At 70.7% G+C, this 16,377-nt stretch carries 12 protein-coding genes and 1 pseudogene; 9 read left to right on the top strand and 4 right to left on the bottom strand.

From position 1 onward, the window contains the following. The 5 genes and pseudogenes from ACWEH3_RS32170 to ACWEH3_RS32150 all read left to right on the top strand — a co-directional run. Window positions 1–654, top strand: a pseudogene (locus tag ACWEH3_RS32170) (lytic transglycosylase); the annotation flags it as partial. Between the two features lie 559 nt (window positions 655–1,213). Beyond that, entirely contained in the window at window positions 1,214–2,437 is a 1,224-nt protein-coding gene (locus ACWEH3_RS32165; RefSeq protein ID WP_452358460.1) for a hypothetical protein, read from the top strand. 68 nt (window positions 2,438–2,505) lie between these two features. Next, on the top strand, window positions 2,506–3,729 hold the full coding sequence (locus tag ACWEH3_RS32160) for a serine hydrolase (protein WP_450026151.1): 1,224 nt from the start codon (window positions 2,506–2,508) through the stop codon (window positions 3,727–3,729). A gap of 168 nt (window positions 3,730–3,897) precedes the next feature. Further along, complete coding sequence (gene trpB, locus ACWEH3_RS32155) at window positions 3,898–5,139, top strand: tryptophan synthase subunit beta (RefSeq protein WP_450026153.1); 1,242 nt, start codon at window positions 3,898–3,900, stop codon at window positions 5,137–5,139. A gap of 76 nt (window positions 5,140–5,215) precedes the next feature. Further along, on the top strand, window positions 5,216–6,358 hold the full coding sequence (locus tag ACWEH3_RS32150) for a metallophosphoesterase (RefSeq protein WP_450026155.1): 1,143 nt from the start codon (window positions 5,216–5,218) through the stop codon (window positions 6,356–6,358). Window positions 6,359–6,458: 100 nt separating this feature from the next. On the opposite strand, the gene ACWEH3_RS32145 is transcribed toward ACWEH3_RS32150, so the two are convergent. Beyond that, window positions 6,459–9,071 (bottom strand): LuxR C-terminal-related transcriptional regulator, encoded by a 2,613-nt coding sequence (locus ACWEH3_RS32145; protein ID WP_450026157.1) that lies wholly within the window; start codon window positions 9,069–9,071, stop codon window positions 6,459–6,461. Between the two features lie 221 nt (window positions 9,072–9,292). On the opposite strand from ACWEH3_RS32145, the gene ACWEH3_RS32140 reads away from it, so the two are divergent. Further along, window positions 9,293–9,706: a DUF7144 family membrane protein gene (locus ACWEH3_RS32140; protein WP_450026159.1), complete on the top strand. Its 414-nt coding sequence runs from the start codon at window positions 9,293–9,295 to the stop codon at window positions 9,704–9,706. 217 nt (window positions 9,707–9,923) lie between these two features. Next, window positions 9,924–10,703, top strand: coding sequence for an alpha/beta fold hydrolase (locus ACWEH3_RS32135; RefSeq protein WP_450026161.1), 780 nt, complete (start codon window positions 9,924–9,926; stop codon window positions 10,701–10,703). A gap of 52 nt (window positions 10,704–10,755) precedes the next feature. On the opposite strand, the gene ACWEH3_RS32130 is transcribed toward ACWEH3_RS32135, so the two are convergent. Both ACWEH3_RS32130 and ACWEH3_RS32125 read right to left on the bottom strand, forming a co-directional pair. Further along, a complete protein-coding gene (locus tag ACWEH3_RS32130; RefSeq protein WP_450026163.1) occupies window positions 10,756–12,546 on the bottom strand; it encodes an FAD-dependent oxidoreductase in 1,791 nt (596 codons plus the stop codon). Next, window positions 12,539–13,951, bottom strand: a complete 1,413-nt coding sequence (locus ACWEH3_RS32125; protein ID WP_452358459.1) for an NAD(P)/FAD-dependent oxidoreductase — start codon at window positions 13,949–13,951, stop codon at window positions 12,539–12,541. The genes ACWEH3_RS32130 and ACWEH3_RS32125 overlap by 8 nt, the downstream gene beginning before the upstream one ends. Window positions 13,952–14,118: 167 nt before the next feature. Here ACWEH3_RS32125 and ACWEH3_RS32120 point away from each other — a divergent pair, with 167 nt between their 5' ends. Further along, the gene (locus ACWEH3_RS32120) at window positions 14,119–14,763 is read left to right on the top strand and encodes a TetR/AcrR family transcriptional regulator (RefSeq protein WP_450026854.1); all 645 of its coding nucleotides are present in this window, start codon (window positions 14,119–14,121) and stop codon (window positions 14,761–14,763) included. Between the two features lie 46 nt (window positions 14,764–14,809). Further along, on the top strand, window positions 14,810–15,808 hold the full coding sequence (locus ACWEH3_RS32115; RefSeq protein WP_450026852.1) for a Gfo/Idh/MocA family protein: 999 nt from the start codon (window positions 14,810–14,812) through the stop codon (window positions 15,806–15,808). Here ACWEH3_RS32115 and ACWEH3_RS32110 read toward each other — a convergent pair. Beyond that, window positions 15,791–16,377, bottom strand: a 587-nt coding sequence (locus ACWEH3_RS32110) for a glycosyltransferase (protein ID WP_452358458.1), incomplete at its 5' end; no start/stop codon positions are given. The two genes, ACWEH3_RS32115 and ACWEH3_RS32110, sit on opposite strands and share 18 nt — an antisense overlap.

Genomic DNA, 16,377 nt, shown 5'->3' with positions numbered 1-16,377 from the left:
TCGGGTGGTTCGCCGACGCAGGTGCGGGTGTCGCCGGATCTGGTGGCGCCGGGGTCGTTGCCGCCGGTGGGACCGGGCACGGACATGACCGCGGTCACCACGATGGTGCAGGCGCCGGAAGTGACGCCGCAGACGTCGGCGCCGCCACAGCGGCAGTACGCGCCGACGCAGGTGATGATCACGCTTCCCGGTCTGCCGCCGATCCCGTGCGGGATCTTCTGCCCGCCTCCACCGCCGGTGAATCCCTGCGTCGCGCAACCGGTTCCTGCTCCGATGCCGCAACCGGGACAGCCCGGCGCGGGGCGCATCCCCTTGGCGCCGGGGCAACGGTACGGTGCGGACCCCGGGCAGTTCCCCGGCCCGGACGTGAACACTGCCGACGCCGAAGGCATTCCGCAAGCTGCCGGTGCCGAAGCTGTCGACTGCACGCAACCCGGAGCGGACACCGCCACCGGCCCCGCGCCCGACGCTCCGCAGCGGGACGGCGCACCACGCAACCCCGAACCTGTCATGACCACACCGCGCGCGCCGGACCCCGAACCCGAACCGGTGCCCGACGCGGAGTCGACACCCACGCCCCAGCCCGGGATCACCCTGCCCTTCGGCATCGTCATCCCCCTGCCCGGGCCGCCCCCGCCGCCTCCGGCGAGCTGACCCCATGCCCGACACACCGACGTGCTCGCATCCGGAGCCTGCCGCTATGCCGCCTGCGTGGTGTCACGGCGGTAGTCCTGAGGATGAACGGCGGCATCGGCCGCAGACCCATTGCGCTCGGCATGTCCGCCGGAGGGATGCGCGAAATCCGATCCGAGTGTGGGCGAAGTCGCCGAGCGCCTGAAGGAGTTCTTCGAACATTGCCTCCGGCTGGGCCGGACCGTGGTTGGTCCGGCGGAGGGAGGCCGCTTCAGTAGAACATCGCACGCACCCGAAGGCGGCCGCTGGCGCGTCGCCGATTCGAAACAGCCACGACTGTGCCCGCAGAGTGCACGACGCTGCCGCAAAGGCGTATCCGGACTGCGTCAACCCACGTATTGTGGTCGTTAGCTATCGCGTGGCATCTACCAGCGGCGCCCAAGAGACCAGCGGTCTTCGAGGACGCCATTTCGTGCGGTGGGCGCTCGGCGAACGGGTGGTCCGGTGCACCGACCGGAGCCGATCGCCGGCGGCCGCGGTGACGAACCTTTACCGAGACCGGTCGAGCAGAGGTGATCTCATGAGGGCCACAGTCGGAATATCAGCGGAGCAGGCGGTGGTGCGCGGTGTGATGGTCTCGTCGACGGCGCGACGAGGCACTCGCCCGGCCGTGCTGCGGGAGATCGAACAGCCGGTCGAGCACTCCACCGCCGCCTCGGTGGCCGCCACGCTGGACGCGTTGACGTCCGCCGCCGGGTCGCGCACCGAAATCGATGACGTCGCGGTCGCGTACCGCACCGTTGCCGAACGGCGGGCAATCGTCTCGCAACTGTCGTCGGCCGCGTGGCGATCGTCGTCGCTGGTGTCGACCAAGACAGCGCTGCTCGCGCTGCTCGAGGAGATGCCGGGCCTGGGCGAGTACGACACGTTGCTGGTATCGGAGGTCGTCGGATACCACACGTCGTACCTCGTGGCGGGGCCGAATCGGGGCGAGATCCTGCTTTCCGGCACATGGTCCTCCGGTGTCGTCGACGCCGAGAGCGCGGATTCGGCGGTCGGCCGGATCCGGCCCGCCCTGGAGGCGGCCGCGCTGCGGCCCGACGCCGTGGTGCTGTGCGGCGCGTCGGCGGGAGATCCGGACGTGGTCTCCGCGCTGCGGACCGGGCTCGACGCCCCGGTCATCGTGGTGCCCGACCATGCCAACGCCGCCGCTTACGGTGCGGCCTTGGTGGCCGCCGCCCCGTTCCGGCGCGCGGCGGCGGAACCGGCAGTGGCCGATCGCAGGCGTGGCGGCCGCGTGATCCTCGCCGGGGCCGCTGTTGCCGCACTGCTGGGCGGAGCCGCGATCGCGGTCGCGCAGGCGCGGGAGGACCGTGCGGCCGACGCCGAGATCGGCGGCCCCGCGGAGGCGTCCCTCACCGCCCCCCAGCCCGTCGACCCGAATCCAGCGCTCGCGACCCCGACGGCGGCGGCGGAGCGGGCGCCCGTGTCCATCGTTCCGGAGGCGGCGGTCACCCCGGAGCCGTATCCCGAGCCGCCGGCGCCGCATCCCGCGAACGCGCAGGCTCAACTGCCCCTGCCGGTGCCTCCTGGCCCCGAACCGCCGCCGGCCGAGCAGCAACCGCCGCCGCACCCGCGCACCACGACGGAATACCCCGAACCGACGACCGCCGCCGCCCCCAACGACACCTTCCTCTTCCCGGGCGAGTCGCCACCGCCACCCTGGAACGCCGACCCGGCAGCGGTTCAGGCCTGGTGGGACAACCACGCGAAGCTGAAGGAGAGTTGGCTGAACGGCCGCTGACCCCGATCGGTGTGCCGCCGCCGTGATCGGCGGCGGCGGCGCCCGCGGCCGGTCGATAAGCTGGGCGGGTGAGCGCACCAACGGCGGGATCGGTGGAGATCGTCGACGACCTGGAGGCCGTGACGACCCGAGGCCCCGAAGACGATCCCGCGGCGACTGGGATCAGCCGCGCCGGCGTGGAGGCGCTGTGGGCGTCGGTGCAGGAGTGGTACCGCTTGGGCACCACTCCGGCGATCCAGGTCTGCCTGCGCCGCGAGGGCAGGATCGTCCTGAATCGCGCCATCGGGCACGGCTGGGGCAACGCGCCGGGCGACGGGCCGGACGCGGTCAAGATCCCGGCTACCCCGGACACGCCGTTCTGCGGCTTCTCGACCGCGAAGGGCGTTGCCGGAGCGCTGATGTTCATGCTCGTCGAGCAGGGGGCGTTCACCCTCGACGAGCCGGTGTCCGGCTACATTCCCGAGTTCGCGTCGAACGGCAAGGCCGCCATCACGATCGGTGACGTACTTTCGCACTCCGCCGGGATCCCCTTCGTCCCACCGCCGTATCAAGGCGTCGATCTGGTACTCGACGAGGAACTGGCCGTGCGTGGGCTGGCCGACCTGGTCCCGAGTTGGAAGCCGGGACGGTTCCGCGTGTACCACGCGCTGACCATCGGGTTGATCCTGCGGTTGCTGGTGCAGCGCGCCACCGGCAAGCGGATGCGGGACCATCTCGCCGAGCAGGTGCTCGAGCCGTTCGATTTCCGCTGGACCAATTTCGGTGTGCGACCCGAGGACGTCGGCAAAGTCGTGCCGAGCGTGAAAACCGGTCCGGCTCCGTCGCGCACGGCGACGTTTCTGGCGCGCAAGGCCATCGGTGGACGAATGGACCGGGCGTCGCGCTCGGCGACCGACGCCTTCCTCACCGCCGAACTGCCGTCGGGCAATCTGATCACCACCGCGTCGGAATTGTCGCGGTTCTACGAGATCCTCACGCGCCGCGCACCGGACGGACGGCGCATCATCAGGCCCGAGACCTTGGCCGAGGCAGTGCGCCCGGCTCGCTGGATACCCGGCGTCGCCGGACGTGTCAGCCGGGCGGGGTTCGAACTCGGAGGGCGCCGGTCGAAATTCGGCCGCGACACCGGGTCGCACTTCGGGCGCAGCGGATTGACCACGCAGTACGGGTGGGCCGATCCGGCTCGTGGGCTGTCCGGGGCGATCCTCACCAGCGGCAAGGCCACCACCGACACCGAGCGGCCGTGGCAGCTGGTCGCTCGGATCTCCGCCACCGTGCCTGCCGACCGGTAGCCACGCACCGGGAGCCCACCCGCGCCGATCGCCTCCACCAGTGAGAAGGCTCGAGCCATCCGAACGATTTAGTCTGTTAACTCGCTTGTTGCCAACCCGTCGGGTTGTGCTAGCGCTAGCGAAACAGACTGACCCGTCGGCTCTTTGGCGGTGAAAGCGTTGGTGTTGATGAGGATTGACCTTGACGTGGCGGTGAGCGCATCCCGGCACGAGATGTTCCCCGACGAACGCGGGCGGTTCGGCGTGTTCGGAGGCAGATTCGTCCCCGAGGGCCTGATGGCCGCGCTACTGGATCTGGAGGACGCCTATCGCCTCGCGCGAGACGACCCCGGGTTCGTGGCCGAGTATCGAGAACTATTGCGGGACCGGGTCGGTCGGCCCACGTTGCTGCATCAGGTACCGCGCTTCGAAGAGTTGCTGGGTGTGCCGGGCGCCCGCGTGTATCTCAAGCGCGAGGACATGGCCCACACGGGCGCCCACAAGATCAACAACGCCGTCGGGCAGGCGTTGCTGGCCCGGCGGATGGGCAAGAAGCGGATCATCGCCGAGACCGGCGCGGGGCAGCACGGCGTCGCGGTCGCGACGGTATCGGCGATGCTCGGATTGACCTGTGTGGTCTACATGGGAACCGAGGACATGCGCCGCCAGGCGTCGAACGTGATGCGGATGAGGCTGCTCGGTGCCGAGGTGCGGCCGGTCGACATCGGTTCGCGCAGACTGAAGGAGGCGATCAGCGAGTCGGTCCGCGACTGGGTGTCCACCGTGGACACCACCTACTATCTGTTCGGCACCGCGGCGGGGCCCGCGCCGTACCCGCGGATCGTGCGGGATTTCCAAACGGTGATCGGCACGGAGACCAGGAATCAGATCGCGCGCGTCGAGGGCAGGCTGCCCGATTATGTCCTGGCCTGTGTCGGCGGCGGCAGCAATGCGATCGGGGTCTTCCATCCGTTCGCCGACGATCCACGGGTGCGGCTGATCGGCGTCGAAGCGGCCGGACGGGGGGTGGACACCGGCGAGCACGCCGCAACCCTCTGCATGGGCAGCCCGGGTGAGATCGACGGCTCCTACAGCTATCTGCTGCAGGACGAGGACGGTCAGATCGCGCGGACGCACAGCATCGCGGCGGGACTGGACTATCCGGGTGTCGGCCCCGAGCTGAGCCATTTGAAGGACAGCGGCCGGGTGACCTACCGGGCCGCCACCGATGCGGTGGCGCTGCGCGGCATGCAGGCACTCAGCCATACCGAAGGAATCCTCGCGGCATTGGAATCCGCCCACGCCGTGGGGTATCTGATGGAGATGGCCGACCACGGTGAGATTCCCGCGGGCTCGCTGATCGTGCTGTGCCTGTCCGGCCGCGGGGACAAGGATCTCACCGTGGCCGCCGAGCGGCTCGGTGTGGCATGACCGCTGCTATGGTCGAAAGCGCCCATGGCGCCGGAGAGGGACCGCGCGCTACACCCGCGCACGAGGACGAGCCCTCTTGAAGTTTGTGCCCCGCCTGATCTTGTTCCTGGCGATTCCCGCTGTCTTGTTCCTGCTGCCCTGGTGGACGCTGGTGGCGGCGACCACCGACGAATCCGGTCCGCTGTTCTGGCTGGGTTCGGCACTGTTCCTGCTCGGGTTCGCGTGCCTGCCCGCGGCGATGTATCTCGGCCACGGGCCCGTGCAGTCGGACGCGGCCTCGATCGTCGGCGACACCCTGCTGGGCGTCATGTGGGTGCTGTTCAGCTGGTCGGTGCTGGGCAATCTGGCGCGCGCGGGATTGACCGTCGCGGGCGTGGGCGACCCCGCTCGCTCGCGGATCGTCGCGGCGGGCGTGCTCGCGGCCGTGGCGGTGCTGGTGGTGTGGGGTGTGATCGAGGCGCGCCGGGTGCCGCGGGTGCGCACGGTGGATGTCGCGATTCCAGGTCTCGGTTCCGCGCTGGACGGACTGCGCGTGGTCGTCGTGACCGACACCCATTACGCCGCGCTGAACCGGCTGCGCTGGTCGGAACGCGTGGTCGAGGTGGTCAACGCGCAACGGCCCGACATCGCCTGCCACGCGGGCGACCTCGCGGACGGGTCGGTGGCGAAGCGGCACGCGCAGGTCGATCCGCTCGGCAAGGTCGAGGCCGAACTCGGCCGGTTCTACATCACCGGCAATCACGAGTATTTCGGTGACGCGCAGGGCTGGATCGAGCACATGGCCGCACTCGGCTGGCAGCCGTTGCACAATCAGCACGAGGTCGTGCGCCGTGGCGACGACCGGCTGGTGATCGCGGGCATCGATGACCCGACCGGCATCGGCTTGACCGGTCACGGCCCCGACCTGCCCGCCGCGCTCGCAGGGGCGGACCCGGACGTTCCGGTCGTCTTGCTCGCCCACCAGCCCAGGCAGGTCGCCGAGGCCGCGGCCGCGGGAGTGGCGCTGCAGATCTCCGGCCACACCCACGGCGGCCAGATCTGGCCGTTCCACTATCTCGTTCGCCTCGAGCAGCCCGTCGTGGCCGGGCTGAGCCGCCACGGCGAGCGCACTCAGCTCTACACCAGCCGGGGCACGGGATTCTGGGGTCCGCAGCTGCGGGTGTTCGCCCCGAGCGAGATCACCGTGCTGATCCTGCGTGCGGAGTCGGCGACCGGGTGAACCCCGGGGCGCCGGGTCAGCGAGGGGCTGGGCCGGCGTCGGCGCGGCTGACGGCATCGGGTGCCGACGGCGGCGCAGGGGAATCGCCGGAGCGGCACCGTCAGAGCAGGCCGCCGCGGCGAGCGTGATGCAGCGCGTCGACGCGGGAATTGGTGCCCAGCTTGCCGTAGATGCCGCGCAGGTGGGTCTTCACGGTGTTGACCGAGACCCCGAGGTCCTCGGCGATCTGCTGGGCGGTGCGGCCGGAGGGCAACTGCTTGAGCACGGTCATCTCGGTGTGGGTCAAGGCGGGGTAGGCAGGCCTGCGCCGCGCCGCGGGATGACGGCGGATCGACTCCGCGAAGCTCTCCGCCCGGCCGAGACGGCCCGCGTAGCCGTCCAACAAGGGCATCGCGGCGGGCACGTCGAGGAACGGCCGCAGCAGCCGGTGCGGCGTCGCGGAACCCAGCGCGTTCTCCAGCGCGGTGAGGGCTTTGGCCGGAGCGCGGGACTCGTGCTGTGCCGCGGAGTAGAGCAGCCACCCGGTGACCGCGCTGACCGGGCGCAGCTCGCCCGCGCGGTCCAGCAGTGGTTCGAGCACCGCGCAGGTCGCCTTGCGACGATCGGCCGCGGCGTGCAGTGCCGCATCGGCCAACCGCACCTCGGGCAGTTCGCCGACGATACCGCGGGCGCGTTCGACCAGCAGTTGCGCCGTCCTGGCATCGTGCACGCGCAGCAGCGCCCACACCACCGGCAGGATCAGGCTGCCGGTCGCCGCGGGCACCGCCTTGTGCTCGAGCAGGACGAGCAGGCTGCGGCGCAGCGCGTCGACCGCGGCCGACTGCTCCTCGGCGCGCTCGAGTTCGAGCAGGCGGCCCACGACGTGCCCGCGCCATCCTGCGGCCGGACCGTGGGATCCGTCGTGGTCGACCCGCTCGGTGAGCACCGACGCGATCTGCGCCGCGCCCGGTGTCTCGCCTTGCAGGTAGGCGCCGTAGGCGGCCACGGCGGTCGCCTGGACGGCGTCGGTGGTCTCCAGCAGCCCGTGCTTCTCCGCGATCGCCAGCGCGCGCGCCGCGCGGTCCCGCATCGCGGTGGCGGCGTCGACGGCGTCGGCGGCGAACGCCAGCCGGGTCAGCGCACGCAGCACCAGGCGAGGGCGCCCCGCGTGCTCGGCCAGCGCGAGCCCGGAGTGCAGTAACTGTTCTCCGCGCGTGACCGCACCGCCCGCGACGAAGGCGGTGGCGATCTGGATCTCGGTGTAGGCGTCGAGATCGGGGTCGCCGGTCGGCGCGACGGCCTCCGGAGACTCGGGCAGCACCGCCCCGGTGGTCGCCGCGACGTCGATGGTCGCGGCGAGGGTGAGCGCGTCCAGCCGCTGCGTGTCGGCGAAGGAGGCCTTGGCCGCGCGCCGCGCCGCCGCGGTGTCCAGGCACGCCACCGCGGCGGTCGCGCTGCCCGCGACGAGAGCGTCGACGACGCGCACCAGCCAGAGAAAGGGGTCGTCGAGCAACGCCGGCGCCGAACGGGCCAGATGGTCGAACAGCGTCCGGCCCGTGCCGTCGAGAACCATGCGCAGCGCACACGCCGACAAGAATTCGCACAGTTGCTCGTGGTCCGCGCCCGCGAGCTGATGCGGCAGCGCGGTCTCGGGCAGCCCCGCGGTCCGCAACCAGCGGGCCGACCGGCGATGCAGTTCCGCGCACACGTGCGGCCCGAGGCGGCGAGCTTCGGCGAGGAAATAGGCGCGCACCAGCGGATGACAGGAGAACCAGACGTCGCCGTCGCGCACGACCGAGTCGATCGGGAAGCCGATAAGGTCGAGTTCGTGGAGCGAGTGCCCCGCACCGCCGCCAACGAGTTCGTCGGCGAGCTGCTCGGTGAACGCGACCGGAATGCTGGTGCAGGTGAGGAACCGGCGCAGCGTGGGCGGCAGTACCTCGACGAGTTCCCCTAGCAGGAAATCGGTGACCGCGCGCGCCGGGCGGGCGAGAACGGCGAGCGCCGCGGCGCGGTCGTCGGATCCGGCGGCCAGATGGATGGCGGCGATGCGCACGAGCGCGGCCCAGCCCCGGGTCAGGGTGCCGAGCGCATCGAGCTCGGCGCCGGTGAGTTCGCATCCGTGGTGGCGGCACAGCGCGTCGATCTCGTCCGCGGTGAAGGCGAGTTCGCCCGCGCCCCAGCGGGTCAGCCGCGCGTGCAGTTCCAGGACGTGCCAGCGGATCGGCGGAGCCGAGCGGGCGCACAGCATCGTCGTGACGGTGGGCGGCGCATGGTGCAGGAAATATTCGATACCCGCGAGCAGGAGCGGATCGGTGAGCAGATGAGCGTCGTCGAGCACGAGGATCGTCGGCGTCGTGCGCGCGGCCAGCGTCTCGACGAGCGCCGTGGCGTACGCGGCAGGGGGACAGGCGTCGGACGTGGTCGCGATCTCGAACCGCTCGTGCAGCACCGTCCACAGCGACGTCGCGTCGTCGAGCTGCTCGGTGACGGTCAGCCAGGCGACATCGGATCCGCCCGCGGCGTGCCGGGCCGCCCAGTCGGCCGCCAGCACCGACTTCCCGGTCCCGGCGGGTGCGCGCAGCAGTAGTACGTGCCCGGTACCGGACATGCTGTCGGCGGCGGCGTACAGATCGGGCCGGGGAATCGGGGTGAACGGCAACGCCGGTATTTCGGCAGCGGACCGCGCCGCGGCGGGGATGCGGCGTAGAGCGGGGACGTGCGATGTGGTCACCGTGCCTCCCGGGCCGTGTGCTGACAGATCACTACCGCGCCTCGGTAGCGGAACATACCCGGTGCGAAGTCCGCTCGATCAGATCGTGTGTCGTCGTTATGGAATTTTCATTTCGCGCGAACGCGAAATATCGGAGTCATCCGAAACGGGTGAAGTGCTGGACGGGGCGAGTGGTGGAGATTCGGAAGGCGTCCATTACTTCCCGAGAAAGGGGGCGACCGATGACGCACATGACCGAACCGGAGTCACACCCCGTTCGCCGTGGCATCGCGGCGGGCACGTCCATCGCGGCCGCGATCCTGCTGCTCACCGTCGGTGTGCTGTCTATCTTCGAGGGGATCTCCGCGGTCGCCGCGGACGAACTCATCGTCGTCGGCGCCGACTATGTCTACAAATACGACACTACGACTTGGGGCTGGATCCACATCGTGCTCGGCATCCTCCTGGTCATCGCGGCGCTGGGCTTGATGACCGGCACGACCTGGGCGCGGGTGGTGGCGATCTGCCTGGCCGCGCTGTCGATCATCGCGAACTTCCTGTGGCTGCCGTACTACCCGGCGTGGTCGATCCTGGTGATCGCGCTGAACATCGTCGTGATCTGGGCGGTCGCCACCTGGCGTCCGGATGCCCTCTGACCGGGCGAACATTGTGGCATGTCACCATTCCGGCGTGCGGGAATCGTGGTCCGCCGGTGAGGGTGCGACGGGGGTGGCGGCGATACCGGCACGGCGAGCAGCGTTGCGGAGAGCAAACTCCGGCGATCGCCCGGTGAGGTCGGGGTTTTCGCTGCCACAATAGGTGAAGTTGTGGTATCCACCTTCGAGACCGCACTACGAATTCGAAGGGACGCCAATGCCCAGCAAGCCCCCGCTCGTTCTCCTGCACGGTGTCACGATGTCCGAACGGGTGTGGGATGACGTCACACCCTTGCTCGCCGCGCGGCACGAGGTGATCACGCCGACCGCGGTCGGGCATCGGGGCGGACCGCGGGCCCTGCGGCGTCCGGCGCGGGTCGAGCACTTGGTGGACGACATCGAACGGCGGCTGGACGGGCTCGGACTGCGCCGGGTGCACGTCGCGGGTAATTCGCTGGGCGGCTGGATGGCCATCGAATTGGCCCGGCGCGGGCGAGCCGAGACCGTCTGCGCGCTCTCGCCAGCGGGCTTCTGGGAAGCCGGGGACCGAAGCCGTGCGGCCGCGACCCGCCGCATCGCCCGCGAGGTGAGCACCGGGCGGCTGCTCGGCTTCCTCGCCCCGGTGGGCCTGCGCAGCGCGGCGGTGCGGCGAACGGCGTTGCGCAACATCGCCGTCCACGGTGATCGCGCCTGCGCGGCACAGGCCATGACGTTCCTCCGGGACCTGCTCGGCTGCACCGTCACCGCCGATCTGCTGGGCACCGACGAACAGATCGCCGCGCTGGACCCGTTGCCGTGCCCGATCACGGTGGCCTGGTCGGAGCGCGATCGTGTGCTGCCCGCACAGATCCATATACCGATCGCGCGGGCGCGGCTGCCCGAGGCCGCGTTCTCCGTTCTGCCGGACACCGGTCACGTTCCGATGATCGACGACCCCGAGCTGGTCGCCCACACGATCCTGACCACCACGAGCATGACCGCCGCCGAGGCATCCTAGGGCTGCCCTGATTCGCGCGGCCGCGGCTCACGCTGCCATGGGAGCGGGCCGCTCACACGTCGAGCAGGTGCGGCAGTCCGGCGCGGTAACGGTCGGCGTCGATGCGTTTCCACGGGTCGAAGACCGGCAGGGACACCAAGGGGAAGACCGGGACGTGGGGCGCTGGATCGTCGGCGGCATCGAGGATCGCGTTCGTGGCGGCGCGGCCGGATTCGTTGGCGCCCTCCATGGTGGCGAGGTCGATGTTGTTGCGCACGTGGTCGCCGCCGAAGAAGAGGTTCGGCACGGCGCAGCGGGCCTCCGGGCGGTGGTCGTAGGAGCCGACGGTGTTGACCAGCAGTGGGGTTTCGTTGTGGATGCCGCTCGCGGTCCAGGTGATTCCGGGGTCCAGATGCCAGGAGCGGATGTCCTCGGGACGCAGCCAGCCCGTGCCGGTGTTGAGCCATTCGCTCAGCTGTGCCCACACCTCTTCGGCGATCTCGGCGGCGGTGCACTGTTTGGCCGTTCGGTGGAAGCGGATGCCGGGGGAGTCCCAGTCGGAGATGTCCACCGAAAGGCATTCTCGCACGGTGCCGTCGCCGTACCGGGCGGCGAACTCGCCTACCCACATCGGCGCTTGACGCAAGGCGGTGAGCGCCCACGGCGAGCCGAGCGCGGCGATGTGGCCTTCCGGCAATTCGGTCGGGCGGGAGAGGTAGTACTGGATGCCGACCATCCAATCGGTCCGGAGTTCGCGCATGCCCGCCAGATGCGGGTCGGCGTCGATGATCTCGTCGCTCAGTAGCGCGACCGCCTTGTCCACCGGCATCGCGCACAGATACCAGTCCGCGGTGACCGCGCTGGAGCGGCCGTTGGGATCGGTGACGGTTGTGGAGGCGATCCGGCCGTCTCGCAACTCCAACCGCGTCGCCCGCTGCCCCAGCACGAATTGCACGCCTCGCGACCGCAGGTGCGTCACCCACGGCTCGATCCAGGCTTCGTTGGTGGGGCGGTTGAGAATACGGTCGATACCGGCGGAGTATTGCGGGATCGCCCCGGTTCCCGCCAGGACCAGGGCCTCCCCGATGGTGCCGATCGTGCGGGCCGAACTCGACTGGGGTTTGGCCGCGACGGTGATGCGGGTGAGGGCGCTGACGAGGTATTCGCGGTAGGCCGCCGACTTGCCCTCGGCGCGCAGGATCTGTTCCCACGTCATGTATTCCCATTGGCCGAACCGCCGTTCGGTGCACGAGGTGAACCAGATGGTCATCTGTTTGGCGAAGAAGGCCAGTTCGGCCGGGGGCAGTTCGGGAATGAAGCCGAAGGCGCCGATCAGCGTGTTCTGTATGCGCTGTGGTGTGAGCTGGTCGAGGCCCCCGAAATCGACCGGCGCGAACAGTGGCGGCCTGCCGCGGAATCCCGCGACCGTACCCTCGACGCGAACCAGGTTGCCCGCCACGCCATCGGCATTGCCGGGGAACGGAATTCGGCGCATGGTGTCCGGAAGATTCTGATAGCAGCCGGGGAAGAACCGGAAGCCGTGCTCGCCGGGCAGGTCCGCGCGGCCCTCGGTGCCGGTGCCTGGCACGCCCACACTGCGTGCCTTGCCGCCGAGGAACGCCGGTTCGTACACGGTGACCTCGTAGCCGCATTCGATCAGTTCGTGTGCCGCCGAGAGCCCGGCGACTCCGCCGCCGAGAACCGCGACCGACTTTCCGGCGGTGCGTAGTCCTGGCGTTCGGCGTACTCCCGGTGGTGCGGCGTGGGCGGGGGCGGCGGCGATGGATACTCCGGCCGCGAGCGCGCCGCGCAGCAGGTCGCGGCGGGTGAGGTCGATGGTCGGCCGAGGGCGCGGGTCATGCATGTCGATCTCCTGAAGATGCCGCGAGACTGTCTTGCGGCGGCCGGGACGGGATGGCGCCGGCGGGCCCGGTGCTCGTGAAGGCCCGGGCTTCCCTTCGTTCGGAGACCGTGTCGCGGCATTCGCCGACCAGGTCGGCGAGGACGGGCCACGGTGCCCGCCAGGAGTCGCGCAGCGCTCCCGCCCCGAACGCTGCGGCGCGTGCGGGAGTGAAGACGTCCTTCGGTTCGACGGTGCGGGAGAAGACTTCGGTGACCCGGTCGGCCAGCACGGGGTCGCCGGCGGCCTTGCGGTAGAGCTCGATCTCCAGCGGGCGCATCGCCGTGCCCCGGGCCAGGCGATTGGTCCACTGGTAGACGCCTAGGCACTCGCGATCGCGCAGCTGTTCCCACGCGGTCAGGACGGTGTCGAGGTGCGCGGTGTCGTCGAGGGCGGGTGCGGCGAGTTCGCCGAGCAACCGGCCGTAGCGCACGGCGTCGCGTATGCCCTGCGCGGTCACCGGGTCCTTGAAATGGCCCGCGTCACCAGGCAGCGCCCAGCCCGGCCCGGTCGAGCGCCGGAAGTAGGACGCCAGGCCGGTGGCCGCACGCACTCGCCCTACTCTGCGGCAGTCGCGCAGCCGCAGCCCGAGGCCCGGTAGCCGGTCGATGGCCTCCTGATACCGGCGCTCGGCCCGACCGGCCCCCGGTTCGGAAGGCTGCGCGGGCGGTTGGACCAGGCTGAGCAGTAGACCGTCGTCGCAGGGAAACGCGGTGCCGAGGTCGGGACCGCAACGCCATTGCGCGGCGATGTGCCGCTGGTCGGTCGCGCCGTCGTGCCAGTACGCGAAGTAGCAGTCCCGCCCGCTCGGTGTGGACAACCGGGGCCGGGCGGCGCCGACGAGCCGGGCCACCGTACTGCGGCGGCCGTCCGCCCCGACGATCAGGCGGGCGCGCACCTCGTGCACGCCATCGGCTTCGGTGTAGCGGACGCCGACGCAGCGACCGCCGGACCACACCAGGTCGGTGACCCGGACGCCCGCCCGGATCCGCGCTCCGGCCGCGACGGCGGTGGCCACCAGCGCGGCGTCCAATCCGGTCCGCCGCACGCACATCGCATGGCCGATGCCGTCCACCGGTGTGAACGACGACCGGACCTGAAGGCCGCCACCATCGGCGAAGGCCGTGGTCAGCGGGGGCGCGCCGAGCTGAAGAACGCGCTCCAGAGCGCCCACGCGGCGCAGTTCGGCCAGGCCCGCGGGCCACAGCAGGTGTGTCGAAAGGGTGTCGGATGGAAAGCGCGCCGAGTCCAGCGCGACGACGTCCCGCCCTGCCATGGCGAACGCGATGGCGGCCGCGGAGCCCGCGCAGCGCGCGCCCACCACCACCACGTCGGTGTACTCGATTGCCGGAGAGGAGGATCCGCGCATCCGAACACCTCGGTCACGTAGTCTCGGACACTATGTCCGATCGATCGTGAGCCGTGTGTGCCCGAATGTCAATATCGGTGCCGTGTCGGCAGAATGGACGCCATGGTGGGACGCACCCGACCGGCACAGCCGAGTAAGGCGGCCGCCGCGCCGCAGAGAGGAGCCGGATGCCCTCGCTGACCCGAGTCCCCAGAAGCGCGCGGAAACCGGTCGACGACCGGCGCGCGGAATTCGAACGACGTGTCCTCGCCGCGGTGGAGGAGTTGCTCGCCGATGGCACGCCCTACACCGAGATCGCCGTCCACCGGATCGCCGCCGCGTCGCAGTCGGCGCGCTCGACGTTCTACCGGTACTTCCCGGACAAGAGTCAGCTGCTGATCAGGATGGCAGAATTGGCCACGGCCGATCTGTTCGAGGCCGCCGAGCGCTGGTGGCTCGCCGAGCACAGCGGGCGGCAGGCCGGTGTGGTGGCGGCCGTGCGAACCATGATCGCGGGCTTCCGCGAGCACCGCTCCCTACTGCTGGCGCTGAGCGAGGTGGCCGCCTACGACCGTGACGTCGGCGCGTATTGGCGCGGCCGGGTCGCCGCGTTCGTGCGAGTGGTGCGATCGCGATTGGAGACCGACCTGGCCGAGGGCCGGATCAGCCCGGCGATCGACCCGCAGGCCACCGCCATCGTGCTCACCTCGATGGTCGAGCGAGCGATCGCGGCGAGCTTCTCGTCCGGGTCGGGAGTCACCGACGACGCACTGGCGGAGGCGCTCGGCCGCGCCATCTGGTTGATCGTATACGGCGACGCACCGTCCTCCTGACGGATCACTCGGCGGCACAAGCGGTCCCATTGCTACAGTCGCGCCCATGACGCAACCCGGAGCGCCCCTGCGGATCGGCATCCTGGGCGCCGCACGCATCGCGCCGGCGGCTCTCGTGCGGCCCGCCGCGGCGAGCCCGGACGTGGTGGTCGCCGCCGTGGCCGCCCGTGACCCCGGACGCGGACGTGCGTTCGCCCGGAAGCACGGCATCGCGCGGGTCTTCGACAGCTACGCCGCACTGATCGCCGCACCCGACATCGACGCGGTCTACAACCCGCTGCCCAATGGTCTGCACGGCCGGTGGACCAAGGAGGCGCTCGCGGCGGGCAAGCATGTGCTGTGCGAGAAGCCGTTCACCGCCAACGCCGCCGAGGCGCGGGAGATCGCGGCGCTGGCCGCGACGTCGGACCGGGTGGTCATGGAGGCGTTCCACTACCGCTACCACCCGATGACCAGGCGGGCCGAGGAGATCATCGCCTCCGGCGAACTCGGCGAGCTGGTGCGGGTGGACACCGCGATGTGCTTTCCGCTGCCGCGGTTCTCCGATATCCGCTACGACTACGCACTCGCAGGCGGGGCGCTGATGGACGCGGGCTGCTACGCGGTCCACATGGCGCGGGTCTTCGGCGGCGAGAATCCGGAGGTCGTCGCGGCGACGGCGAAATTACGCGGCCCGGACATCGACCGCGCGATGAGCGCCGAGCTGCGCTTTCCTTCCGGTCACACCGGACGGCTGCGGTGCTCGATGTGGTCGTCGGACGTGCTGCGCATCGGTGCGCGAGTGGTGGGCGAACGCGGTGAACTGCGGTTGCTCAATCCGGTGGCGCCGCAACTGCCGCGCAGGCTGTCGGTGCGTTCGGAGCGCGGCATTCGCACGGAGCGGGTCCCGCGCCGCAGCACCTACGCCTATCAACTCGACGCCTTCGTCGCGGCGGTGCGGCACGGCGAGCCGGTACTGACCGCGCCGGACGACGCGGTGGCGACGATGACGGTCATCGACGCGATCTACGCGGCCGCGGGTTTGCCGCTACGGCAACCGGCCTGACGCGGCGATCGCCCCGGTGTAGACCGCGACCAGGCGTTCGGTGAACCGGGACTGCAGCGTCCGATCCGCGTGCCGCGCCAGCACCTCGCGCATGGCGTCGAGCCGGTCCCGCTGCTGCGCCAGCAGGCGCAACGCCTCGGCGAGCGCGTCCGTCGAGGCGTCGCGCGCACGGAATTCGCCGCCTTCGGGGACGGTTTCGGTGACGTCGGGGTCGCAGTGCAGCACCGGAATCCCGGCCGCGACCGCTTCGAGCAGCACCATGCCCTGCGTGTCGCACCCGGCGGACGGGAACAACAGCACGTCGTGGGCACGCATGGCCGTAAGGCACTCCGCCTGGCTCACTTCGCCGTGCAGCCGGACTCGCTCACGCAGGCCGGGCCGGTCGACGGCAGAGCGCAGGCGCTTTTCCAGCGCTCCCGCACCGTAGATGTCCAGGGTGCAGCCCTCGGCCCGGCGCACCGCCTCGACGGCGTCCAGCGGTCGCTTCTCCGCGGAGAATCGACACCCCCACCGCAAACCGCTGCGAGGGCGACGCGAGGGGGGGGGCTCCAGGTGGTCGGGCACACTAT

Source organism: Nocardia sp. NPDC004718, assembly GCF_053601535.1.
The sequence above is the reverse complement of the archived record's forward strand: the minus strand, read 5'-3'. Positions and strand labels throughout refer to the sequence as shown.

What these genes read in the sequence shown, in the direction of transcription:
- ACWEH3_RS32165 (WP_452358460.1), top strand. Translation starts at nt 1,214, where the DNA reads ATGAGGGCCACAGTCGGAATATCAGCGGAGCAGGCGGTGGTGCGCGGT.
- trpB (WP_450026153.1), top strand. Translation starts at nt 3,898, where the DNA reads ATGAGGATTGACCTTGACGTGGCGGTGAGCGCATCCCGGCACGAGATG.
- ACWEH3_RS32140 (WP_450026159.1), top strand. Translation starts at nt 9,293, where the DNA reads ATGACGCACATGACCGAACCGGAGTCACACCCCGTTCGCCGTGGCATC.
- ACWEH3_RS32135 (WP_450026161.1), top strand. Translation starts at nt 9,924, where the DNA reads ATGCCCAGCAAGCCCCCGCTCGTTCTCCTGCACGGTGTCACGATGTCC.
- ACWEH3_RS32130 (WP_450026163.1), bottom strand. Translation starts at nt 12,546, where the DNA reads ATGCATGACCCGCGCCCTCGGCCGACCATCGACCTCACCCGCCGCGAC.
- ACWEH3_RS32125 (WP_452358459.1), bottom strand. Translation starts at nt 13,951, where the DNA reads ATGCGCGGATCCTCCTCTCCGGCAATCGAGTACACCGACGTGGTGGTG.
- ACWEH3_RS32120 (WP_450026854.1), top strand. Translation starts at nt 14,119, where the DNA reads ATGCCCTCGCTGACCCGAGTCCCCAGAAGCGCGCGGAAACCGGTCGAC.
- ACWEH3_RS32115 (WP_450026852.1), top strand. Translation starts at nt 14,810, where the DNA reads ATGACGCAACCCGGAGCGCCCCTGCGGATCGGCATCCTGGGCGCCGCA.